The 21,094-nt window shown below is 64.8% G+C and carries 20 protein-coding genes; 3 read left to right on the top strand and 17 right to left on the bottom strand.

Annotation, left to right across the window (positions count from 1 at the left end; translation table 11 throughout):
• Positions 1-22: 22 nt before the first annotated feature.
• Both BMW89_RS33275 and BMW89_RS33270 read right to left on the bottom strand, forming a co-directional pair.
• Positions 23-1,156, bottom strand: a complete 1,134-nt coding sequence (locus BMW89_RS33275) for a helix-turn-helix transcriptional regulator (protein ID WP_092034662.1) — start codon at positions 1,154-1,156, stop codon at positions 23-25.
• 157 nt (positions 1,157-1,313) lie between these two features.
• Positions 1,314-1,952: a hypothetical protein gene (locus BMW89_RS33270; RefSeq protein WP_502686411.1), complete on the bottom strand. Its 639-nt coding sequence runs from the start codon at positions 1,950-1,952 to the stop codon at positions 1,314-1,316.
• Positions 1,953-2,237: 285 nt separating this feature from the next.
• Here BMW89_RS33270 and BMW89_RS33265 point away from each other — a divergent pair, with 285 nt between their 5' ends.
• Complete coding sequence (locus BMW89_RS33265) at positions 2,238-3,296, top strand: adhesin (protein WP_092034564.1); 1,059 nt, start codon at positions 2,238-2,240, stop codon at positions 3,294-3,296.
• Here the strand turns inward: BMW89_RS33265 and BMW89_RS33260 are convergent.
• Together BMW89_RS33260 and BMW89_RS33255 are read right to left on the bottom strand one after the other, a co-directional pair.
• The gene (locus tag BMW89_RS33260; RefSeq protein WP_092034661.1) at positions 3,293-4,123 is read right to left on the bottom strand and encodes an SDR family oxidoreductase; all 831 of its coding nucleotides are present in this window, start codon (positions 4,121-4,123) and stop codon (positions 3,293-3,295) included. The two genes, BMW89_RS33265 and BMW89_RS33260, sit on opposite strands and share 4 nt — an antisense overlap.
• A 72-nt stretch (positions 4,124-4,195) precedes the next feature.
• Positions 4,196-5,515: a solute carrier family 23 protein gene (locus tag BMW89_RS33255; RefSeq protein WP_092034563.1), complete on the bottom strand. Its 1,320-nt coding sequence runs from the start codon at positions 5,513-5,515 to the stop codon at positions 4,196-4,198.
• A gap of 132 nt (positions 5,516-5,647) precedes the next feature.
• Here BMW89_RS33255 and BMW89_RS33250 point away from each other — a divergent pair, with 132 nt between their 5' ends.
• Positions 5,648-6,979 carry a dicarboxylate/amino acid:cation symporter gene (locus BMW89_RS33250; protein ID WP_092034562.1) on the top strand — a complete coding sequence of 444 codons (1,332 nt, stop codon included), beginning with the start codon at positions 5,648-5,650 and terminating at the stop codon, positions 6,977-6,979.
• A 207-nt stretch (positions 6,980-7,186) separates the two neighbouring features.
• Here BMW89_RS33250 and BMW89_RS33245 read toward each other — a convergent pair whose 3' ends face one another.
• The 10 genes from BMW89_RS33245 to BMW89_RS33200 all read right to left on the bottom strand — a co-directional run bounded on the left by BMW89_RS33245 (position 7,187) and on the right by BMW89_RS33200 (position 16,280).
• Positions 7,187-7,927 carry an SDR family oxidoreductase gene (locus tag BMW89_RS33245; protein WP_092034561.1) on the bottom strand — a complete coding sequence of 247 codons (741 nt, stop codon included), beginning with the start codon at positions 7,925-7,927 and terminating at the stop codon, positions 7,187-7,189.
• Positions 7,928-8,143: 216 nt separating this feature from the next.
• Positions 8,144-8,491 (bottom strand): RidA family protein, encoded by a 348-nt coding sequence (locus tag BMW89_RS33240; RefSeq protein ID WP_092034560.1) that lies wholly within the window; start codon positions 8,489-8,491, stop codon positions 8,144-8,146.
• A 15-nt stretch (positions 8,492-8,506) separates the two neighbouring features.
• Positions 8,507-9,628 (bottom strand): NAD(P)/FAD-dependent oxidoreductase, encoded by a 1,122-nt coding sequence (locus tag BMW89_RS33235; protein WP_092034559.1) that lies wholly within the window; start codon positions 9,626-9,628, stop codon positions 8,507-8,509.
• Complete coding sequence (locus tag BMW89_RS33230; RefSeq protein ID WP_092034558.1) at positions 9,625-11,043, bottom strand: FAD/NAD(P)-dependent oxidoreductase; 1,419 nt, start codon at positions 11,041-11,043, stop codon at positions 9,625-9,627. Before BMW89_RS33230 ends, BMW89_RS33235 begins: the two co-directional genes overlap by 4 nt.
• Positions 11,040-11,336 (bottom strand): (2Fe-2S)-binding protein, encoded by a 297-nt coding sequence (locus tag BMW89_RS33225; protein ID WP_092034557.1) that lies wholly within the window; start codon positions 11,334-11,336, stop codon positions 11,040-11,042. The genes BMW89_RS33230 and BMW89_RS33225 overlap by 4 nt, the downstream gene beginning before the upstream one ends.
• A gap of 19 nt (positions 11,337-11,355) precedes the next feature.
• Complete coding sequence (locus BMW89_RS33220; protein ID WP_092034556.1) at positions 11,356-12,492, bottom strand: NAD(P)/FAD-dependent oxidoreductase; 1,137 nt, start codon at positions 12,490-12,492, stop codon at positions 11,356-11,358.
• An 8-nt stretch (positions 12,493-12,500) separates the two neighbouring features.
• Entirely contained in the window at positions 12,501-13,307 is an 807-nt protein-coding gene (locus tag BMW89_RS33215; protein ID WP_092034555.1) for an ABC transporter permease, read from the bottom strand.
• A complete protein-coding gene (locus BMW89_RS33210; RefSeq protein WP_092034554.1) occupies positions 13,304-14,179 on the bottom strand; it encodes an ABC transporter permease in 876 nt (291 codons plus the stop codon). Before BMW89_RS33210 ends, BMW89_RS33215 begins: the two co-directional genes overlap by 4 nt.
• On the bottom strand, positions 14,176-15,216 hold the full coding sequence (locus BMW89_RS33205) for an ABC transporter ATP-binding protein (protein WP_092034553.1): 1,041 nt from the start codon (positions 15,214-15,216) through the stop codon (positions 14,176-14,178). The genes BMW89_RS33210 and BMW89_RS33205 overlap by 4 nt, the downstream gene beginning before the upstream one ends.
• A 26-nt stretch (positions 15,217-15,242) precedes the next feature.
• Positions 15,243-16,280, bottom strand: coding sequence for an ABC transporter substrate-binding protein (locus BMW89_RS33200; protein WP_092034552.1), 1,038 nt, complete (start codon positions 16,278-16,280; stop codon positions 15,243-15,245).
• A 271-nt stretch (positions 16,281-16,551) separates the two neighbouring features.
• On the opposite strand from BMW89_RS33200, the gene BMW89_RS33195 reads away from it, so the two are divergent.
• Positions 16,552-17,469, top strand: a complete 918-nt coding sequence (locus BMW89_RS33195) for a LysR substrate-binding domain-containing protein (protein ID WP_092034551.1) — start codon at positions 16,552-16,554, stop codon at positions 17,467-17,469.
• On the opposite strand, the gene BMW89_RS33190 is transcribed toward BMW89_RS33195, so the two are convergent.
• The 3 genes from BMW89_RS33190 to BMW89_RS33180 are packed head-to-tail and all read right to left on the bottom strand — an operon-like array spanning position 17,459 to position 21,091.
• On the bottom strand, positions 17,459-18,832 hold the full coding sequence (locus BMW89_RS33190; RefSeq protein WP_092034550.1) for an amidohydrolase family protein: 1,374 nt from the start codon (positions 18,830-18,832) through the stop codon (positions 17,459-17,461). The genes BMW89_RS33195 and BMW89_RS33190 overlap by 11 nt on opposite strands.
• Complete coding sequence (locus tag BMW89_RS33185; RefSeq protein WP_092034549.1) at positions 18,829-20,412, bottom strand: ABC transporter substrate-binding protein; 1,584 nt, start codon at positions 20,410-20,412, stop codon at positions 18,829-18,831. The genes BMW89_RS33190 and BMW89_RS33185 overlap by 4 nt, the downstream gene beginning before the upstream one ends.
• Before the next feature lie 22 nt (positions 20,413-20,434).
• A complete protein-coding gene (locus tag BMW89_RS33180) occupies positions 20,435-21,091 on the bottom strand; it encodes an aspartate/glutamate racemase family protein (RefSeq protein ID WP_092034548.1) in 657 nt (218 codons plus the stop codon).
• Positions 21,092-21,094 lie beyond the last annotated feature (3 nt).

Genomic DNA, 21,094 nt, shown 5'->3' with positions numbered 1-21,094 from the left:
CGCGCCGGCCCGTTTTGCCAGATCACTCCCGCGCCGGCAGCTCGAAGCCGGCGATCAGCTTCACGAGCTCGCTCTGCCGTGCGGTGCCGGTCTTGCGGAAGACGTTGTGAAGATGGGTCTTGACGGTGGCCTGCGTCAGCCCGAGCAGGTCGGCCAGGGCCTTCACGCCGCTCACCTTCATGACGGCATCGATCACGCGGATCTCGCTGGCCGTGAGCTTGTAGAGCTTTGCCAGCGCCTCCAGCGGCGGCGGGCTTGCCGGAGAAGTCTTGCCGACGAAAACCGCGGCCATGGCGGAATGCAGTGTGCCGGTGCGCTGCCGGTCGCCGGAGGTCAGCGGCAGCACATTGGCAAACCAGCGGCCGGGCAGCGCCGCCGAGAGCGGAATCGGGCCGCCACCGCCAACCGTCGCGCTGCTGTTCTCAGCGGCCGCGAGCGCTTCGCGCAAGGCCCGCTGCGCTTCGGGGGCGGCCGCCGCCAACGCGCCGTTCCTCTCGGTCAGCAGCGAGGCCTCGTCCAGCAAAGCGCGCCCCGGCGCATTGGTAAAGACCAGGCGCCCGCTCGGGCCGACCAGGAAGACGGCGGCCGTGACGTTGTCGAGGGTCTGGGTCAGAACCGCCTGCGCCACCTTGCTCTGATCGAACAGCCGCCCGATCGAGACGGCGCGCTGGAAATGCGGAACGATCAGTGCAAACCGGCGGCGGGAGTCGACGTCGACCAGGCCGTCCTTCTCATGCATCCGGACGCTGACAATCGATGAATTGGTTGCCCCCTTCTCCAGATTCGACCCGAGCGCATCGATCATGCCCTGCGGCTTCATCCACTCTTCATAGAAGCGCGTCTGTGCCATCTCCTCGAAGGGGACGAAGTCGGTGGATGCATAGACGAGACCGGCCTCGCAGAAAGTCGCCGCGGGAAAGCACGGATTTAAGGAGAGATATTTCTCGAGATAGAGCTTGGTGTAGTTCGGCTCTTCATTGAAGAGGTGCAGCACCGCGGTTTGCTCGGTGGCCGCGTCGTGCCAGAACAGGACTCCAGAGGAGCCGCCGACGAATACGCAGGCCTGCTCCAGGGCGCGTGGCCACAGGGTGGGATCGAGTGCCGCGTCGTAAACGAGACCGATCAGCTCTGACAGCAGAGCAGCTTCAGATGTCACGGCCAACTTCCATCATTCCAAAAACATGCAAGGCATAGGCACCTTCAGTAACGACCAACCACAGGGTTCACGACGACTGCAAATTTCACGTGCACGAATGTCGAGACGCACGTTACGCGACGAAACGGCAGACGATCGCTGCGTTGAGGATGACCGGCTATTTCGCAGGCACGCCGGGCTTCGCCGGCGCCGGCTGTTTCTGCGAGACGACGGCCTTGCTCGGCACAGCTTCAGGCGCGGTCGGCGCTACCGGAGCGGACTGACCGACCGACAACGACACGCCGAACACACGCCATTGTCCTTCGACCGGCGCAAACATCAGCTCGAAATTCACCTGCGAGGGCACCGACGGGAAAAATCCTGCCATGTGCAGCAATCCGTTCGGCTCGATCTGCGGCAACAGCGACAGTTGCGGATCGATGACGGCAACGCCGGAAAGATCGAGCTTGTCGCCGCGCTGCTTGGCAAAAATCTCCGCGAGCTTTGCAGCGGTGTTGACCTGGAAGCCGGGCGCGCCGAGGTCGCGCAGCACGGTGTAATTCCCGGTCCTGTTGGCATGGTCGAGCGCGAGCAGCGTGGAGCGTATCAGCATCAGCACGCCATTGCGGTCGATGTTCGCGGGCTTGGGTGCGGCCTGCTGTTGCGGCGGCGCCTGATGGGGCTGCGGCGGCGTCTGCTGCGCTGACGTCGTGACGGCCCCCAAAATCAGGAGTCCCAGCGCCGCACCCAACCAACGCAATGGCTTCGCGAACGGGTTCTGTCTCTCACCAGATCGATATGCTTCCGCGGGTGCCATATCCAAAGACGGTGGAGCGAGATTGAGCGACGCACATCAACCATTCGGTTGAGGCCACTGCGTTCCCCGCTTCCGTCGGCTGCTTTTCGTCGGGCTGTTGCCGAGATGCATCCTGGAACGCCGGTGCCGGTTCCCCGGCTCGACAAAGTTGGCGGCAAATCTGCAACACACCGCAATAAACCAATTGTGGCCCGGCGGCATTGATCCGCCTTCAACCCAACGGTTGATGCGCCCCGATCGCGCTTTCCGCACCGTGCGCGGAATAACAAATGGGGCGTTCGAACGATGTCATTCAGGGTGCTGCGCGGACCAAACGATCCACATCATCGCAATCCCGGGAAGACGCGCCGCGCGAGTTTCATCCACCGCCTGATATCGGCGAGTTTCGTCCTCGCCGCCGCCGCGACCCCGTTGCTAGTGCCTAAAGAGGCTGCGGCGGCCGACTACGCCGCAGGTGGCGGCGTGAACAACGGTCCCCCGGGTGACGCGACAGCAGTGGGAAGCCAAGCCAACACGAACGGCAATGCTGCGTCAGCCTTCGGCGAACAAGCCACTGCGAACGGCAACGCCGCGACGGCGGTCGGTCAGGCCGCCACTGCAACCGGCATCATTGCCACGGCGATCGGCGGCAACGCGTTTGCCACCGGAAACGGTGCCAGCGCGCTCGGAAGTGGGGCCAACGCGACCGGCGACATCGCGACCGCGGTCGGCTCTGCCAGCGCTGCAAACGGCCTGCAGGCAACCGCAACGGGGTTCTTCGCGAGAGCGACCGGCGATTTCGCAACCGCGACGGGCTCTGCCAGCCAGGCGATCGGAATCAACGCGACGGCGACAGGCGCAAACAGCGTTGCCAACGGCGCGACTGCGAGTGCTTTTGGCGCCGGGGCGCAGGCGCTGGGGGCAAACTCGGTCGCGATCGGCGCAAATTCGGTGGCGAGCGCCGCCAATACAGTGTCGTTCGGCACCGCCGGCAATGAGCGCCGGCTGACCAACGTCGCCGCGGGCATCAACCCGACGGACGCCGTCAACATGAGCCAGCTGAGCGGAATGTCTTCGGGCTTCCAGTCGCAGCTCTCCGGGCTGCAGTCGCAGATCTGGGACAATCGCACCGAGGCGCGACGTGGCATCGCGGCGGCGGTCGCCACCGCAAGCGCACCAATGCCGTCGGCCCCCGGCAAGACCACCTGGCAGATGCGCGGTTCCGTCTATCACGGCGAAGGCGGCTTTGGTTTCGGCTTCGCGCATCGCCTCAACACCGCCATGCCGCTGAGCGTGGTCGGCGGCTACGGCAATGGTGGGGGCACCGAGCACACCGCCTATGTCGGCCTCGGCGGCGAGTTCTAGCTCGCCCAGTTGTCGCGAAACTCGGGGAATAGCGTCAAGCCTCCGCAGGCGTAGATGGTCTGCCCGGTGATGTAGCTCGCATCGTCGGAGGCGAGGAAGGCAAACACGGCGGCGATCTCTTCCGGCGTGCCGACGCGGCCCAATGGAATGTGGCTGGTGACGACGCCGCGCTTTTCGGGGGCGCCGGTCCAAGCCGCGTTGATCGGCGTGTCGATCGCACCGGGGCCGACCGCATTGACGCGAATGCCACGGCCGGCGAATTCGAGCGCCAGCGTGCGCGTCAGATTGGCCATGCCGCCTTTGCTGACCGAATAAGCGAGATAGCCCGGCTTCGGAATGATCTGGTGGACGCTGGAGCAGTTGATGATGCTGCCGCCTGCCCCGCGCGCGACGAAATGCGCGAGCGCCTTTTGCGCGCAGAGCACCGCGCCGTTGAGATTGACGTCGATGATGCGGCGGTAGGTTTCGATATCGAGCTCCTCGCTCGGCGATTCCCGCTGGAAGCCGGCATTGTTGACCAGACAGTCGAGGCGCTTCCAGCGCGCCAAAATCGTCTCGAACATCGCGGCGATCTCCTGCTCGTTGCCGACATCGGCCTTGACGATGATATGGTCGAGCTTGCCGTGACCGCGATCGCCCGATGCGGTCCGTGCAAGCGCGAGTGTCTCCTCCGCTCCCTCAGGATGACCGAAATAGTTGATGGCGACGGTCGCGCCTTCCTGGGCCAGGCGGATGGCGACAGCGCGGCCGATGCCTTGTGAGGCACCGGTCACCAGCGCGTATTGGCCGACGAGGCGCGAGGGAAACGAGGTCGAGGTCTGTGGCATGAGCTTTCTCCGGAATACCTCATCATCGGTGGAACCGGCGTTTTGTTCCATCCATCAGTGCATCGCTGGGATTCATTCCGCGCGCTGCGCCAGAGGCGAGCTCAGGATCTGGTAGAGGATGATGGCGCCGAAGGTCGCCGTGCCGATCCCGCCGATCGTGAACGCGCCGAACTTGAGCGTGAGATCGCCCGCGCCCGCGGTCAGCGCCACGGCGACGGTGATCAGATTTGCAGGGTTGGCAAAGTCGACCTTGTTCTCGACCCAGATCCGACCCGCCATCGCGGCGATCAATCCGAACAGCACGATCGAGAGACCGCCGATGACGGGACCCGGGATCGACAGGATCAGCGCGCCGAATTTCGGCGAGAAGCCGAGCAGGACCGACACGGTGGCGGCGAAGGCAAACAGCAAGGTCGAATAGACCTTCGTCGCCGCCATCACGCCGATGTTTTCCGCGTAAGTCGTGACGCCGGTGCCGCCGCCGCAGGCCGCCACGATCGTCGCGAGGCTGTCGGCGAACAGGGCCCGGCCGAGATAGGCATCGAGGCTCCGGCCCGTCATGGCTCCGACGGCCTTGATGTGACCGAGGTTCTCGGCGACGAGAATGACCGCAACAGGCGCGATCAGAAAGATGGCATCGACCTGGAAGGTCGGCGTGGTGAAGCTCGGCATGCCCAACCACGGCGCGGACGAGAGTTGCGTGAAGTCGACCGGCTTGCCGAAGCCGAGGCCGTTGGCGAACAGCAAATACAAAAGATATCCGCCGATCGCGCCGAGAATGATCGGCAGGCGGCGCCACAGGCCCGGCGCTGCAACGGCAACCACGCCGATGATCAGGACGGTCGCGAGCCCGATCCAGGTGTCGAATGCGTTGGCACTTACCGCCTTGACCGCCACGGGCGCGAGGTTGAGGCCAATCGCGGCGACCACAGCGCCGGTGACCGCCGGCGGCATCAGGCGCTCGACCCAACCGACGCCCGACCACATCACGATCAGCGCGATCACGCCGTACAACACCCCGGCGCCGACGATGCCGCCGAGCGCGACGGAGAGATTCGGGTTCGGCCCATGCCCGGCATAGCCGGTGGCAGCGAGGACGACGGCGATGAAGGCGAAGCTCGAACCGAGATAGCTCGGCACGCGCCCCGCGACGATGACGAAGAAGATCAGCGTACCGATGCCGGAGAACAGGACCGCGACATTGGGATCGAACCCCATCAGCAGCGGCGCGATGATCGTCGAGCCCGACATGGCGACGCAATGCTGGAGACCGGAGACGATAGTCTGACCCCATGACATCCGCTCCTCCGGCATGATCACGCCTGAGGTCTTGAGCTTCCAGCGCGGAAAATAGCTTTGTGCTTGCTCGTCCGAGCCTGTTGCGGCCGTCATGTTCCCCCCGCTGCAATGCAGCGATTGATCTTCGTGCGATCCGACAAAATTGTGATTGTCGCTTCTGCGGCGGTCATCACATGATGCAAATCATCAAATCTTGCAAAATCAATGCGTTCCGGGGCACACACTATGACACAGATTGCGATCCAGCCAGCTATCCATCGCCGGCACCAGCCCTGGTACAAGATCCTCTACGTCCAGGTGCTGATCGCGATCGCGCTCGGGGTGCTGATCGGATATTTCTATCCCGATCTCGGCAAGACCCTGAAGCCGCTCGGCGACGGCTTCATCGCGCTGATCAAGATGATGATCGCACCGGTGATCTTCTGTACCGTGGTGCACGGCATCTCCTCGATGGGCGACCTCAAGCGGGTCGGCCGGGTCGGGCTGAAATCGCTGATCTATTTCGAGACGGTCTCGACCGTCGCGCTCGCCATCGGCCTTTTGGTCGGCGAGGTGCTCCAGCCCGGGCGCGGCTTCAACATCGATCCCGCCACCATCGATCCGAAATCAGTGGCGACCTACGTCACCAAGGCGCATGAAGACGGCATCGTCGCCCATTTGATGGCGATCATCCCCGACAGCTATGTGGGCGCGATCGCGCGCGGCGACCTGTTGCAGGTGCTGCTGGTCTCGATCCTGTCCGGCTTCGCCATCGCCTTCCTCGGCAAGGCCGGTGAGCCCATTGCGGAGGCGATCGACAAGGCCGCGAAGATGTTCTTCGGCATCATCCGCATCATCGTGCGCGTGGCACCGATCGGCGCCTTCGGCGCGATGGCGTTCACCGTCGGTGCCTATGGCCTCGGTTCGCTGATCAACCTCGCCGCGCTGATCGGCACGTTCTACCTCACCAGCATCCTGTTCGTGCTGATCGTGCTGGGCTCGATCGCGCGGCTCGCCGGCTTCTCGATCCTGCGCTTCATCGCCTACATCAAGGACGAGCTCCTTATCGTGCTCGGCACCTCGTCGTCGGAGACGGTGCTGCCGCAGATGATCCAGAAGATGGAGCATCTCGGAGCCTCACGCTCGGTGGTCGGCCTCGTCATCCCGACCGGCTACAGCTTCAATCTCGACGGCACCAACATCTATATGACACTGGCCACGCTGTTTCTGGCGCAGGCGACCAACACAAATCTGACGATCTGGCAGGAGCTCGGCATTTTGGGCATCGCCATGATCACCTCGAAGGGCGCCTCGGGCGTGACCGGCGCCGGCTTCATCACGCTCGCCGCGACGCTCTCGATCGTGCCTGACATCCCGATCCAGTCGATCGCGATCCTGGTCGGCATCGACAAGTTCATGAGCGAATGCCGCGCGCTGACCAATCTGATCGGCAATGGCGTCGCCTGCGTCGTCATCAGCATCTCCGAAGGCGAGCTCGACCGCGACGCGCTGCACGAGACCATGGCGCATCCGCTGGAGATGGGCGAGGCGCTGGAGCCGGGCGGCGGCGCCGGCTGAGGCCGCACAGATCGACGGCAGGCGCAGTCCGGTTCCGACGCGGTAGTTTCCCGGAGTGGATAATTGGTGAGGCACGCGTCACAAGGATGGTGTTGGGCTCACCGATTGATACTCAATCTTTCCACCCGACGCGCTGGGGGCAGGGCGTCGGGTTTTTGAAGAATTGCAGCCAAGACCGGCTTGCCATGTCCGGACCGTCAGGCGGGTTCAGATGATCCCGCCATTGGCACGCAATATCTGCCCGTTGATCCAGCCACCGTCGGGGCCGGCGAGGAACGAGACCGCGGCAGCGACATCCGTGGGCTGGCCGAGCCGCTCCAGCGGCGCGAGCTTGGCGAGATGATCGATCAACTGCTCCGTCTTGCCGTCCAGAAAGAGCTTCGTTGCGGTCGGTCCGGGCGCCACGGCGTTGACGGTGATGTTGCGGCCGCGCAGCTCCTTGGCCATCACGTGCGTCAGGGCTTCGACCGCCGCTTTGGTCGCGGCATAGATGCCGTAGGTCGGAGACAGAAGGCCGGCCTGGCTCGAGGACAGATTGACGATGCGGCCGCCATTGCGCAGCCGGCGCGCAGCTTCCCGCAGCGTGTTGAAGGTGCCCTTCAAATTGATCGCGATCTGGCTGTCGAACAGCGCGTCATCCGCATCGGCGATCGCGGCGAGCCGCATGATGCCGGCATTGTTGACGAGAACGTCGACACCACCGAATGCGGCGTCCGCCATCTCGAACATGCGCGCGACCGCGACCGGGTCGCTGACGTCGGCCTGCGCGGTGATGGCCTGGCCGCCGGCCTTCTCGATTTTGCCGGCCAGCGCCTCCGCGTCGGCGGCGCTCCCTGCGTAGTTGATGACGACCGCAAAGCCGTCGCCCGCGAGCCGTTCGGCGATCGCGGCGCCGATGCCGCGCGAGCCGCCGGTGACAACAGCGACTTTTCCGCTTGCGTTGGACATTTGCCGTCTCCGTGGTTCCGAGCCGCTCCTTGCGGCTGACACGGGAGGATTTGCCCCTTTTCCGGCGAAAGATAATCAGCCGCGGGCTGGTATCATTGTTCTATTTTCACGAACAATCTCCATGACCCGATGCTGGCTGTGGACCCCCTGATAGGTTTTGCTGCCTTCGGCCGTTTCCCGCCGCGCCGGTGCTGGTGCGGCGGGGGAAAGGCCTCATCAGCCCTTGAGCGCGGTGACCACCACCTCGATCAGCGCACCGCCGCCGAGATCGGCGACGCCGACGGTGGCGCGGGTCGGCAGATTGTCGCCGAAGAATTCGGTCCAGGCCGCGTCCATCTCCTTTTTCTTGGAGAGGTCGGTGACGAAGATCGAGGTGCTGACGACACGCGACTTGTCGGTGCCGGCTTCCTTCAGATAGCCGGCAATCTTGCCGAGGATGTTGCGGGTCTGGTCGCCCATCGAGACCGTGGTGTCGTCGGCGATGGTGCCGCCGACGAAGACGAAGCCGTTGGCTTCGACGGCGCGATGCATGATGGGCGTGCGGATGCTGCGGGTGATGCTCATGATGTCCTCTTGTTGCTAGAGCGTAGTGGGATGGAAGCGGTCGATGCCGAGATCGCCGATGCGGGTCTGGGTGCCGCCGTTGACGATCAGCTCCGCCATCACGGCGCCGGCGCCGGGGCCGAGCTGAAAGCCGTGCAGCGAGAAGCCGAACTGGTGATAGAGGCCCTTGTGGCGGCTGCTCGGGCCGAACACGGGAATGTCGTCCTTCATCTTGGCTTCGATGCCAGCCCAGGCGCGCATGATTGTCGCGTCGCGCATGATCGGGAACAGCTCGAAGACGGTGCGGGCGCTGACGGCGAGGCTCTTCCAGTCCAGCACGGTCTCGTTGCGGTCCTGGTAGGGCGTTGCCAGATGGCCGCCACCGATCAGCACGGTGCCGTTGGAGAACTGCTTGAACGAGAGCTTGCGCCCACGCAGGATCACGACCGGGTCGATGAAGTGCGGCACGCGCGAGGTGATCATCAGCATCGGCGCGACGGTCTCGACCGGGACGGGTTCGCCGAGCGCGGCGGCGATCTTGCCGGCCCAGGCGCCGGCCGCGTTCACCAGCACCGGCGCGGCAAAGGTTTCCGTGCCGACATCGACGTACCAGAGACCGTCGCTGTAACGGATGTTGGTGGCGGCTACGCCTTCGCGGACGGTGGCGCCAAGCTGCTGGGCTTTGCGCCGGAACGCCGTCGTCGTCTGCGCCGGATTGGCCGCGCCGTCGCGGCGCGAGACGACACCGCCGGGGCAAGTGTCAGCGACCGCAGGCACCAGCCGCCGCAGCTCAGCCCCGTCGATCAACTCTTCATGGGTGAAGCCAAGTGCGTTGAGTTCAGCCACGCGCGCGCGGCAGACCGCGAGCTCCTCCTCGTTCTCGGCGACCAGCACCTGACCGTAACTCTCAAAGCTGCAATCGTCGTCGAGGAGGTCTTTGATCTTCTCCCAGATCCCCATCGAGCGGATCGACAGCGGAATTTCAGGGATGTGCCGCGCGAGCTGGCGCACGCCGCCGGCGTTGACGCCGGACGCGTGGCGGCCGGCATAGTCCTTTTCGATCAGCACCGGCTTCAGGCCGGCAAGGCACAGATGCAGCGTCGTCGAGCATCCGTGGATGCCGCCGCCGACGACGATCGCATCCACGTTTTGGGTCATCCGCGCACCACCGCCTTGATATCAGCCTCGGACTTCGGAACAGCGGCGAGCTCGGCCAGCGTGATCGGCTTGACCGGCGCACGCAGCCGGTAATAACCGATCTCCTGCGGAGTCTTGCCGCGCGCCTGAGCCATCAGCTCGGTGACTGTGAGACCGCAGAGCCGACCCTGGCACGGGCCCATGCCGGTGCGGCGATAGGCCTTGAGCTGGTTGGGGCCGGTCGCGCCGATCGCGACGGAATCGAGGACATCCTTCGCCGTCACCTCTTCGCAACGGCAAACAATCGTATCGCCCGAGGGAATGCGGAACTGCGGTGCCGGGCGGAACAGCGTATCGAGGAAGACGCGGCCGCGCTCGGCCTTGGCAAGCTCGGCGCGGAGCGTCGCCATCGGCTTGAGCTTCGCAGCAGCCGGGGGCGCCAGCGCCTCCACTGCCGCACGCGCCGCGATGCGACCGCGAACCACGGCTGCATTGGCACCGCCGATACCGGCGCCGTCGCCGGCGATCGCGATGCCCGTGACCGACGAATTGCCGCTAGCATCGAGCACCGGCGACCAGCACAATTGCAGCTCGTCCCAACGATGCTCGACACCTGCCGACATCGCCAGATTGACGTTGGGGACGACGCCCTGATGCAACAGCAAAAGATCGGCAGCAATGGTCTCGCGCTTGCCGCCGGCGACATAGCTCACGCTCGCAAGCTGGCCGTCGCCGGACGCCGCAAGCTCAGTGACGCCGGAGACGACCTGCACCTTCGCCTTCACCTCACGCATCATCGACAGGCCCTTGGCGAAATAGGGCGAGGTCAGGAACGCAAAGGCGTGCGGCAGCGCGGCGAAATAATTGCCGCGCTCGGTGGTGTCGAGGATGCGGTCGATACGGCCGCCGAGGCGCAAAATCTGTGCGGCGAGCAGCCAGAGCAGGGGCCCCTGCCCTGCGATCACCGTGCGGCCATCCGGCACCAGCGCCGACGATTTCAGCATCGTCTGCGCGGCGCCCGCGGTCATCACGCCCGGCAGAGTCCAGCCGGGAATCGGGAACGGCCGCTCCAGCGCACCGGTCGCGAGGATCACCCGCTTCGCCTTGACGAAGGCGGACGCGCCGCCGATGGAGACAGCGATGTCGAGGTTTCGGTCGAGGCTCCAGACGGTCGCACGATGAATGACCTCTGCATTGCTCGCACGGAGCGACTCCACGAGATCGGCACCGACCCAGTAGTCTTCGCCAAGCTGATTGCGCTCGGTCACCGGCGTGGACGCGATGGCTCGAAACACCTGGCCGCCCGGGCCGATGTTCTCGTCGAGCAGCAGCGTCGAAAGACCTGCTTCGGCGGATGTCGCGGCGGCGGCAAGGCCCGCGGGCCCGGCGCCGATCACCACGACGTCGTAATCTTCGCGCTTGGGAGCCACAGTCATTTTCCGATCTCCCGCTTGCCCTTCTGAATCTCGATCTGCATGCCTTCGGCGACGGGCACGAGGCAGCCTTGGCGATTACCGACGCCATCGATCGTGACGAGGCAATCGAAGCACACACCCATCATGCAGTAAGGCAGACGCGGCGCGCCGCTCACTGCGGTCGAACGGCGTGCGTCGCAGCTCGATGCCAGCAGCGCGGCGGAGACGGTGTCGCCCTCGCGCGCCGCGACGGCGACGCCGTCGACGAAGATTTGCACTGGCGGCCGTTTGTCCTGTTCGGATCGTTTGAACATTTTGGCTCCTTCAATATCTCTAGTAGCCGCTGGTGTTCGCAGCACCGGCGGTGCCAAAACGACTGGCCGAGAACGCACCGACCAACTCCGGCTCGAGCGCGCCCTGCGCCACCATGCGGGCGATCTCGAAGGCGTGGTTGGAGGCGAGCGTCACGCCGGAATGGCAGCAAGCGACGAATGCGCCGGGATGGGTCTCCGACTGGTCGTAGATCGGAAAGCCGTCCCGCGGCATGACACGGATGCCGGCCCAGCTCCTGACGACGTTGAGCCGCGCGAGATGCGGAAACATCCGCTGCGCGCGATCGGTCATCACGGCGCTGATCGAATGCTTCAGCGTGCGATCGTCGAGTTCGTCTTCCTTGCTGTCACCGATCATCACCGTGCCCTCGTCGGTCTGGCGGATCGTGGTCAGCGGATGCGGCAGGAACGGCATGGTGCGCTCGGTCACCACGATCTGGCCGCGGGTCGGGCCCATCGGCGCTGAGAGGCCGACCATTGGCGCCAGCGTCTGATTGGCATTGCCGGCGGCAAGCACGATTTTGGCGGCGCGCAGCTCGCCCTTCGGCGAGGTCAGGCGGAATTCGCCGCCGCTCTTGCTGATTGCGGAGACCGGCTGCTCCGGAAAATAGTCGATGCCGAACGCCTTGAAGCCGGTGTGGAACGCGCGAAACGTGCGCAGCGAATTGACGTGGCCATCGAGCGGACAATAGCTGCCGCCGGAGACCTCCGGGCCGATCAGCGGCAGCGACTTCTTCACGTCGGACGCCGAGAGCATCTCCATCTTGTAGTCGGCAGCACCGGTCTGGTTGTGCATGCGCTTGACGAGCTCGGTGCGCTGGCCGAATTCATCGTCGCCTAGCGTCAGATGAAAGCCGCCGTTCTGCTGAAGCGAGACATCGAGGCCGGTCTGTTGCTTCAGCTCCGAAGCGAGCCGGCCCCACGCATGCGACGCCTGCACGGTCCACACCGTGTAGGCCGGCATACCCAACCCCTTGCTCTGCACCCAGACCAGCGCAAAATTCGCACGCGAGGCACGCTTGGTAATGTCACCTTCGTCGAGCACGGCCACCTTCTTGCCGAGCCGGCCGAGGCCCCAGGCAATGGCGGAGCCGAGCAGTCCGCCGCCGACGACGGCGACGTCGTATTCTCCTGACATGAATTCTCCTATCGTCCCGTATCGCCCTTGCCGGCGAGCACACGGTCGAGCCCGTAAAAGCGGTCGAGCAGAATGAGGGCGGTCATGGTAACAGCGATCACGCAGGCCGAGACCGACGTCACCAGCGGATCGATGTTGTCCTGGATGTAAAGGAACATGCGCACCGGCAGCGTCTCGGTGCCGGGTGCCGCAAGGAAGACGGTCATGGTCAGATCATCAAACGACTGGATGAAGGCCAGCGCCCAGCCGCTGATAACGCCGGGCATGATCAGCGGCAGCGTGACGCGGCGAAACAGCGTCCAGCCGCCAGCGCCGAGCGAGACCGCCGCCATCTCGACCGAAAGATCCATGCCGGTCGCAGCCGCCAGCGTCAGCCGCAGCGCGAACGGAAACACGATGATGACATGCGCGATGATCAACGCTGCAAAGCTGCCGCCAAGGCCCGCCGACGTGAAGAAGCGCAGGAAGGCGATGCCGAGCACGACATGCGGGATCATCAGCGGCGACAAAAACAGTGCCGCCAGTGCATCACGGCCGCGGAAGCGATAACGCGCGAGCGCGAGTGCCGCTGGCACTGCGAACAACAATGCTACGAACGAGGACAGCGCACCCAGCCCCAAGCTGACCCAGAAGGCGTGGATGAATTCGGGGTAGTTCGCGATCGCCCTGAACCAGCGCAGCGAAAAGCCGTTGGTCGGCAGCGACAAAAACCCTTCGGGCGTGAAGGCGACCAGACAAACCACCAGGATCGGCGCCACCATCACGATGACGAAGATGGTGTGGAAGATCAGTGCGAGCGGCCCGTTCCGTCTCATCGGAACACCTCCGCATAGCGGCGTTCGATCAGCGCGTTGCTGCCGACGACGATCAGCACCAGCGCGACCAGCAGCAGCGTCGCGACCGCCGCACCCAACGGCCAGTTCAGTGTGTTGAGGAATTCGTCATAGGCCAGCGTCGCCGCGACCTTGAGCCGGCGTCCCCCGATGATCGCCGGCGTCGCGAAGGCGCTGGCCGAGAGCGAGAACACGATGATTGCGCCCGACAGCACGCCCGGCATGATCTGCGGCATGATGATGCGGCGGATGATGGTAATGGGACCGGCGCCGAGCGACATCGCGGCATTCTCGATCTGGGGATCGAGCCGCTGCAGCGCCGCCCACACCGACAGCACCATGAACGGCATCATCACATGCGCGAGCGCGACGACCATGCCGGTTTCGGTAAACATGAAGGGAATGGGCGAGCGGATCACACCGGCCGACATCAAGAGCTTGTTGACGAGACCGTTACTGCCGCCGAACAGCAACGCCCAGCCGAGCGTACGCGCGACCACGGAGATCAACAGCGGCCCGAGGATGACCAGCAGGAAAATGCTCTTCCAGCGGCCGCTCATGCGATTGAGGATGTAGGCCTCGGGCGCGCCGAGCAATGCGGTGAGCAGCGTGGTTAGGATCGCAATGCGAAAGGTCCGCCAGAACATTTCGGCGTAATAGGGATCGGTCGCGATCTCGTGCCAGTTCTTGAGGATGAAGACCGGCTCGATGCCCTTGTACTGTCCCCAATCGTGGAACGACAGCATCACGGTCATCGCCAGCGGAATCAGCAGCACGCCGACGAACAGCATCAAGGCAGGCGCCGTCAGCGCCCATGGCGCGCGCGCGTTGCGTTCATCAGCCGCCGTGCTCATGCGGAAACTCCTCCGCGCACGCTCATGTCCTCCGGACGCCAGGCGAGACGGACCGTCTCACCTTCGACCGGCTGCGTCTTGCCGTCATTCTGGCGGATCACGATCGCCGGACCGCATTCACTGTCGCACTGGAACAGCCAGTGATTGCCCTGGAAGATGCGCGTGACGATCTTTGCGCTGAGGCCTACATCGCCAAAGCCGATCCGCTCAGGACGAATGCTGACGGTCACGGGGCCGCTGAGGCCAGCCGGCGCCGGCGCGTTCCATGAGCCCGCCACCAGCCGCGCCGGCGTCGCGGTCCGGTCAATCGTCCCGGCAAAATCATTAGTCTTGCCGAGGAACTGCGAGACGAAAGCCGAGGCCGGCTTCTCGTAGGTTTCCTGCGGCGTGCCGATCTGCTCGATCTTGCCCTGGCTCATCACCACGATGCGGTCGGACAGCGACATCGCCTCGTTCTGGTCGTGAGTGACCAGGATCGTGGTGGTGCCGATGGTGCGCTGGATCTGGCGCAGCTCGATCTGCATCTCCTCCCGCAACTTGGCATCGAGGTTGGACAGCGGCTCGTCGAGCAGCAGCACGCTCGGCTTGATCACCAGCGCGCGCGCCAGCGCCACGCGCTGCTGTTGCCCACCCGACATCCGGCGCGGATGGCGGTCCTCGTAACCGGCGAGGCCCACCATTGCGAGCGCGGCACGCACGCGTTCGGCCCTTTCAGCGCGCGAGACGTTGCGCATCTCGAGGCCAAAGGCGACGTTCTCCGCCGCGGTCATGTGCGGAAACAGCGCGTAGCTCTGGAACACGATGCCGAGCCCGCGCTTGGCTGGATGGATCGCAGCCAAATCCTTGTCCTCAAGGCGGATCGCTCCGCGCGTGGGATCAAGGAAGCCCGCGATCATCTGCAAGGTCGTGGTCTTGCCGCAGCCGGAGGGCCCGAGGAAGGAGATGAACTCCCCCTTGCCCACGGCGAGACTGAAGTCATCGACCACAGTCTGCGCGCCGAACTGCTTGGCGACCCGATCGAGTTCGAGAAAAGCCATACGCTGTCTCCGCTGCGACGATCAGATCAGCGCTCGACCTCGCGGTTCCAGCGCTTGGTCCACTCCTCGCGCTTCTCGTTGATGACGGTCCAGTCGGGGTTATAGAGCTTTGCCGCGCGCTCGCCGATCGGCGCCATCTTGCCGAACTCCGGCGGTACCACCAGCGATTTCAGCACCGGGCCGTAGCCGTATTCCTTCAGCATCACGAGCTGGATTTTCGGCTCGAGCAGCATCTTGACGAAGCTGGACGCCAGCGGCGAGGCGCTGGCCTTGGCGATCGGACAAGCGGTCGTCAGCAGCGTCGCCGCGCCTTCCTTCGGATAGACGAAGTCGACAGGGAACCCGGTATTGGCAAAGCTCTGCACGCGGCCGGTGCCCCACACGGCGATCACCGCCTGGCCGGACTGGAACAGCTCGGTCATCTTGCCGGGCGAGGGCTCATAGGCGAGCACGTTCGGATTGATCTGCTCCTTGAAGATCTTGAAGCCGGAATCGACGTTGGTCTCGCCGCCGCCGTTCATCTTCGACAGCATCACCAGCGCTTCGAGCCCATAGGTGTTGTTGATCGGCGGGATCACGAGCTGTTTTGCGTATTTCGTATCCTTCAGGTCGTTCCACGAGGTCGGCGGCGCCCAGCCTTTCTCAGCGAACACCTTGGTGTTGTACATCAGGCCGGTAGCGACGATGCCGATGGCGACCGCGCGATCGTCCTTGAAGCGGGCGGTGTCGTAGAGATCGGCGGCCGGCAGTCCCTCGAGCTTGCCGCAGAAGCCGAGCTGGATCGCCTGATACATCGGGCCGTCGTCGACGATGGCGACGTCGATCTGCTGATTGCCCTTCTGCGCCTGAAGCTTGGCCAGCGTGTCGGTGGAGTTGCCGGCGACGTACTCGACCTTGACGCCGTTCTCCTTCTCGAAGGCCGGGATCACCTCGTCGCGGATCGTCTTCTCGAACGAGCCGCCATAGCCGGCGACATAGAGCGTCTTTTGCTGGGCCGAGGCGGCCGACGGGATGGCAACGAGCGCTGCGATGCTGACCGCTGTCAGAAGGCGAAAAGTCTTCATGTGGACCGATCTCCAATACCGGAATGAGGTGACGTGCCGACAAATCTCCGGCCGAAGCGCCTGCCGCATTTCCTTCCGCGCAAATCCTCTCCGGACAGGGCTCCGGCCCCTGTTCGGCGGGTTTGGCGCGATTTGGAGGTTTGAACTCCTCCAATCTGCCGAAAAAGCGGGCTGTCTCCAGCTCTGATGAAAAAGATCGCAACCTATACTTCCATCGTCCAATGAATAATGGCACCGTCTGTATGCATAAATGTTATGAATAGGAAATTGGATGGCGCGGATCAATTCACGGCAGGTGGAAGCCTTCCGGGCGATGATGCTGACCGGCAGCGTCACCGAAGCGGCCAAGCTGATGGCTGTGACGCAGCCGGCGGTCAGCCGGTTGCTGCGAGACTTCCAGGCGTTGTTGAAGACCGAATTGTTCGAGCGGCGCGGCACGGGCTTGGTGCCGACCGCCGCGGCAACCGCGCTTTATACCGAGGTCGAGCGCTCCTTCGTCGGCCTCGAGCGCATCACGGCTGCGGCCGAAGAAATCCGCAGTCGCCGCACCGGCTCGCTGCGGATCGCAGCACTGCCAGCGCTGTCGAACGGCTATCTGCCGCGGCTCGCTGGACACTTCTTGAAAGAGCGGCCCAACCTCAACCTCGCTTTCTTCGGCGTGATCTCGCCGATCGTGGTCGACTGGGTGCTCAACAACCAATGCGATGTCGGCTTTGCCGAGGTGCCGATCGTCCATTCCGGCCTGCCCAGCTTGCGGCTGCCGGCGCTGGCGCGCGTCGCGGTGCTGCCGACTGGTCATCACCTCGCGGAGAAAGCAGTGCTGGAGCCCAATGATTTCGAAGGCGAGACTTTCATCTCGCTGTCGGCGGGATCGGCGAGCCGGCATCTCGTCGACCAGATCTTCCATCGCCACGACGTCCGCCGCGTGCTGCGGGTGGAGACCGCGCTGTCGGAGATCATGTGCGGCATGGTGTCGTCAGGGCTTGGGGTCGCGATCTGCGATCCCTTCACCGCGCAGGAATTTTCCACCCGCGGCATCGTCGTGCGCCGCTTCCTGCCGCGCATCGACTTCGAATTCTCGGCCGTTCTCCCGGCGCAGCGCAGCGCCTCGCCGGTGGCGCTGGATCTGGTCGAAGCCGTGCGCAAATCGCTCGCCGAATTCGACGACGAAGCGACGCTCAGCCGTTGAACGCAGCCTGTGCCTCCGGCAGGTCCCAGATCTTGCCGATCGCCGCGGTGCCTGCTGCGGTGATCGCCGTTTCATCGGCGCCCAGATAGCGGCCGGCATCGACCAGCATGCGGCCATCGACCATCACCTGATCGATATTGGCGCGGTTGGCGAGCGCGATCAGCGCGCGGCGCGGGTCGAACAACGGCTGAAGATGCGGATGGGTGAGATCGACGACGGTGAGGTCGGCAGTCGCGCCCGGCTCGATCCGGCCGAGATCCGGCCGCTTGATGACGTCGGCCGCAACGGCCGTATTCGCCTCGATCAGCTCCGGCGAATTGGCGACGTCGGCGCGCGCCGAGGTGACCTTGGAGATCAGCGAGGCCGCATTGAGCTCGCCAAGCAGATCCATGTTGTAGCCGTCGGTGCCGACCACCGTGCGCACGCCGTGTTCCGCAAACCGGCTGAAGGCCGCGGTGACGCCGGCACGCGCGAACACGCGCGGGCAATTCAGAACGGTCATGCCGCGCGCGGCCATCAGCTTGAGATCGTCATCGCTGCTGAACATGCAGTGCGCCGCCATGAGATCGGGCGCGAGCAGGCCGAGCCAGTCCAGATATTGCGCCGGCGTGCGGCCGCCATAGCGCCTGCCGATCGTTTCGACCTCGGCGCGGCTCTGCGCCATGTGGGTCGTGATGGGAACGCCAAGCTCGCGCGCCCGCGTGGCACAAGCCTTCAGCAGATCGGGACCGCAGGTGTCGGTGGCGTGCGGGCTCATCGCAAGGCTGATGCGGCCGTCGCCACGATTATTCCAGCGCTGGTAGAGCGCATCCCATGTCGCCATGTCGGCGGCGCCGTCATCGCCGGAGTAGCGGACCACGCCATCGGCGCCGGCCTTGGCGTCGGACGTCGAGAACAGATAGGGCGCTCCGTAAAAACGGATGCCCATCTCTTCCGCCGCGTCGAACATCTCCGGAATGGAATTGCGGAACGGCTCCATCACCGTGGTGGCGCCGCCCTTCAGAAGCTGGAGGATGCCCAGCCGCGCCACCGCCATGCGCTCTTCCGCCGACAACAGGTCGGCGCCGCGCTTGGTCAGCGGCAGCAACACCGTATAGACGATGCTCTGGTTGTTCTTGCGGCCATTGCCATCCTCGGTGTGGCTGCGCGCCACCGCTTCAGAGAAGCAGTGATTGTGCAAATTGAGCAGGCCCGGCAGCACGAAGCGGCCGGGACGATCGTAGACCTCGTCCGCGCGCGGCTTGTCGCGCGTGATCGCGGCGATCTTCTTGCCTTCGACCAAAACCCAATGATCGCGCAGCACATCCTGCGCACCGTCTTTGCGTGACAGCACATAGCTGCCGAAGATTGCTGTCGTGCTCATGCGGGGCGTACGTTCCAGAAGACGGCGGTGCCGTCGAGAATGCCGGTGATGGCTTTGCGATAGGCGGTCGGCTGCTTGTACAGGCCGATCGGAATATAGGGGATTTCCTCAAACGCGACCGTCTGAATTTCGCGACAGATGCGCTGCTGCTCGGCGAGCTCGGAGGCCGCCAGCCACTGGCTGCGCAAGGGCCCCATCTTCCCGCTCGCATACCAGCCCGCGACCTTGCCTTCGCCGCGGATGTTGGTGTTGCCGGCCGGGTTGAGCCAGTCGATGCCCTGCCAGTTGCCAACCGCCGCACTCCAGCCACCTTGCCCGATCGGGTCCTTCTTGAGCTGGCGTTGCAACACGACGGCGAAATCGAGCCCGGCATATTCGACGTTCATGCCGGCCTTGCGAAGTGAGTCGACCGCGATCTCGCCGAGCGGCTTCTGCGCCAGCGAATTGGTGGGGACGAGCACGACGATCTTCTCGCCATTGTAGCCAGCCGCCTTCAGGTCGGCCTTGACCTTGTCGTAGTCGCGCGGGCCGCGGAACACATCGAGGCCGACGTCGCTCGCCATCGGCGTACCAGGCGCGAAGTAGCCGATCGGCGACACCTGGAAAGCCGGATCGACGCCGGCCACCGCCGTCATGAATGCGGACTGGTCGATCGCACCCAGCAGCGCCCGACGAACGGCCGGATTGTCGAACGGCGGCTGGAGGTGATTGAGGCGCAGCATGCAGGCATAGCCACGGGGGTCGAGGATGCGCGTCTCGATATCGCCGGCGGCCTTGATGATCGGCAACAAATCGTGCGGGGTGGTCTCCTGCCAATCCTGCTCGCCGGTCTGGAGCGCGGCGACGCCGGTGCCGGCATCGGGCGTAGTGGTCCAGACCACGCGGTCGTAATGCACGATCTTCGGCCCGGCGGTCCAATCCGGCTTGCCGTCGGTGCGCGGCTGATAGCGCTCGAATTTGGCGTAGGCGTTGCGGGCGCCCTGCACGCGCTCGTCGGCGAGATAGCGGAACGGACCGCTGCCGATGACTTCTGTCAAAGGCTTGAACGGATCCTGGCTCGCCAGCCGCTCCGGCATCATGAAGCAGGCATTGATCGCGGCCTTGCCGAGCGCCTGCGGCAGCAGCGGGAACGGACGCTTGAGACGGAAACGGATGGTGCGGTCGTCGGCCGCCGAAAGCTCGGCGGTCGCCTCCATCAGCTCGCCGCCAAAGCCGTCACGCGCAGCCCATCGTCTGATGCTCGCGACGCAGTCGCGCGCCAGCACGCGCTCGCCATCGTGCCAGAACAGGCCATCGCGCAAGGTCAGGTCCCATTGCAGCCCGTCAGCGGAGATGGCGTGGCCCGACAGCATCTGCGGCGAGACCTGGAGCGAGGAGCTCATGCCGTAGAGCGTGTCGTAGACCATAAAACCGTGGTTTCGCGACACCTGCGCGGTCGAATAGATGGGGTCGACGAAGGCTAGATCGATCACTGGGATAAAGCGCAGCGTGGACTGAGATTCAGCGCGCACGATGCCCGGGAACGACAGCACCGGCATTGCTGCGGCGGCCTTGAGGAGCGAACGACGGGAGATAGGCATTACAAGAGGCTCCTGAAGGATCTTACGCGTTCAACAAGACAGCGCCGATCGCGGCCGCCACCGCCTGCTGCGCCGGCTCGATCACGGGCACGCCGATCGCATCCGCAATCGGGGCGCGGTGCGACGCCATGCCGGCGCAACCCATCACCACGACATCGGCGCGGCATTGCGTGACCAGCGCGCGGCCGGCTTCGATCAAGCGACCGCGGATGTCCGCGCCCGCCGTCTCCGCCGCGCTCGCGCCGACCGACCAGCTTCCGGCGTAGCGGTTGTCGACGCCCATCACCCGCGCCATGCGCTGCTGGCGGCGGATGCTCGACGGCGACAGCGCGATGATTCCAAAGCGTTCGCCGAGCATCAGCGCGCGAAAGATGCCGCATTCGGCGATGCCCATCACGGGGCGAGCGCCCGCGGCCTCACGCACCGCATGCAGGCCGGGATCACTGAAGCAGGCAAGCACGAAGGCATCCGCATTGTCGCGCGACACGCGGTTGACCAGCGGCATCACGACGCTGTCGGCATCGCGCTGCGAGCTGATCCCGGGCGGTCCCTCGGCAAGGCCGACCACTTCGATCTCAGGTCCGCCGGCGATGCGCAGCGGCGCGACCGCGTCGTCGATCGCCGCCGTCACCGACGCGGAGGAGTTGGGGTTGATGACGAGGATGCGACGACGGGTCATGGC

It is taken from the genome of Bradyrhizobium sp. OK095 (assembly GCF_900109945.1).
In the GTDB taxonomy this organism is placed as follows: domain Bacteria; phylum Pseudomonadota; class Alphaproteobacteria; order Rhizobiales; family Xanthobacteraceae; genus Bradyrhizobium.
Note: the sequence above shows the minus strand (reverse complement) of the source record. Positions and strands in the feature narration are given on the sequence as shown.

Excerpts from the sequence above, each read along its gene's own strand:
- BMW89_RS33200 (WP_092034552.1), bottom strand. The coding sequence starts at position 16,280 with ATGAAGACTTTTCGCCTTCTGACAGCGGTCAGCATCGCAGCGCTCGTT.
- BMW89_RS33195 (WP_092034551.1), top strand. The coding sequence starts at position 16,552 with ATGGCGCGGATCAATTCACGGCAGGTGGAAGCCTTCCGGGCGATGATG.
- BMW89_RS33250 (WP_092034562.1), top strand. The coding sequence starts at position 5,648 with ATGACACAGATTGCGATCCAGCCAGCTATCCATCGCCGGCACCAGCCC.
- BMW89_RS33185 (WP_092034549.1), bottom strand. The coding sequence starts at position 20,412 with ATGCCTATCTCCCGTCGTTCGCTCCTCAAGGCCGCCGCAGCAATGCCG.
- BMW89_RS33190 (WP_092034550.1), bottom strand. The coding sequence starts at position 18,832 with ATGAGCACGACAGCAATCTTCGGCAGCTATGTGCTGTCACGCAAAGAC.
- BMW89_RS33210 (WP_092034554.1), bottom strand. The coding sequence starts at position 14,179 with ATGAGCACGGCGGCTGATGAACGCAACGCGCGCGCGCCATGGGCGCTG.
- BMW89_RS33255 (WP_092034563.1), bottom strand. The coding sequence starts at position 5,515 with ATGACGGCCGCAACAGGCTCGGACGAGCAAGCACAAAGCTATTTTCCG.
- BMW89_RS33270 (WP_502686411.1), bottom strand. The coding sequence starts at position 1,952 with ATGGCACCCGCGGAAGCATATCGATCTGGTGAGAGACAGAACCCGTTC.
- BMW89_RS33205 (WP_092034553.1), bottom strand. The coding sequence starts at position 15,216 with ATGGCTTTTCTCGAACTCGATCGGGTCGCCAAGCAGTTCGGCGCGCAG.
- BMW89_RS33260 (WP_092034661.1), bottom strand. The coding sequence starts at position 4,123 with ATGCCACAGACCTCGACCTCGTTTCCCTCGCGCCTCGTCGGCCAATAC.
- BMW89_RS33245 (WP_092034561.1), bottom strand. The coding sequence starts at position 7,927 with ATGTCCAACGCAAGCGGAAAAGTCGCTGTTGTCACCGGCGGCTCGCGC.
- BMW89_RS33225 (WP_092034557.1), bottom strand. The coding sequence starts at position 11,336 with ATGTTCAAACGATCCGAACAGGACAAACGGCCGCCAGTGCAAATCTTC.
- BMW89_RS33265 (WP_092034564.1), top strand. The coding sequence starts at position 2,238 with ATGTCATTCAGGGTGCTGCGCGGACCAAACGATCCACATCATCGCAAT.
- BMW89_RS33230 (WP_092034558.1), bottom strand. The coding sequence starts at position 11,043 with ATGACTGTGGCTCCCAAGCGCGAAGATTACGACGTCGTGGTGATCGGC.
- BMW89_RS33220 (WP_092034556.1), bottom strand. The coding sequence starts at position 12,492 with ATGTCAGGAGAATACGACGTCGCCGTCGTCGGCGGCGGACTGCTCGGC.
- BMW89_RS33215 (WP_092034555.1), bottom strand. The coding sequence starts at position 13,307 with ATGAGACGGAACGGGCCGCTCGCACTGATCTTCCACACCATCTTCGTC.
- BMW89_RS33180 (WP_092034548.1), bottom strand. The coding sequence starts at position 21,091 with ATGACCCGTCGTCGCATCCTCGTCATCAACCCCAACTCCTCCGCGTCG.
- BMW89_RS33240 (WP_092034560.1), bottom strand. The coding sequence starts at position 8,491 with ATGAGCATCACCCGCAGCATCCGCACGCCCATCATGCATCGCGCCGTC.
- BMW89_RS33235 (WP_092034559.1), bottom strand. The coding sequence starts at position 9,628 with ATGACCCAAAACGTGGATGCGATCGTCGTCGGCGGCGGCATCCACGGA.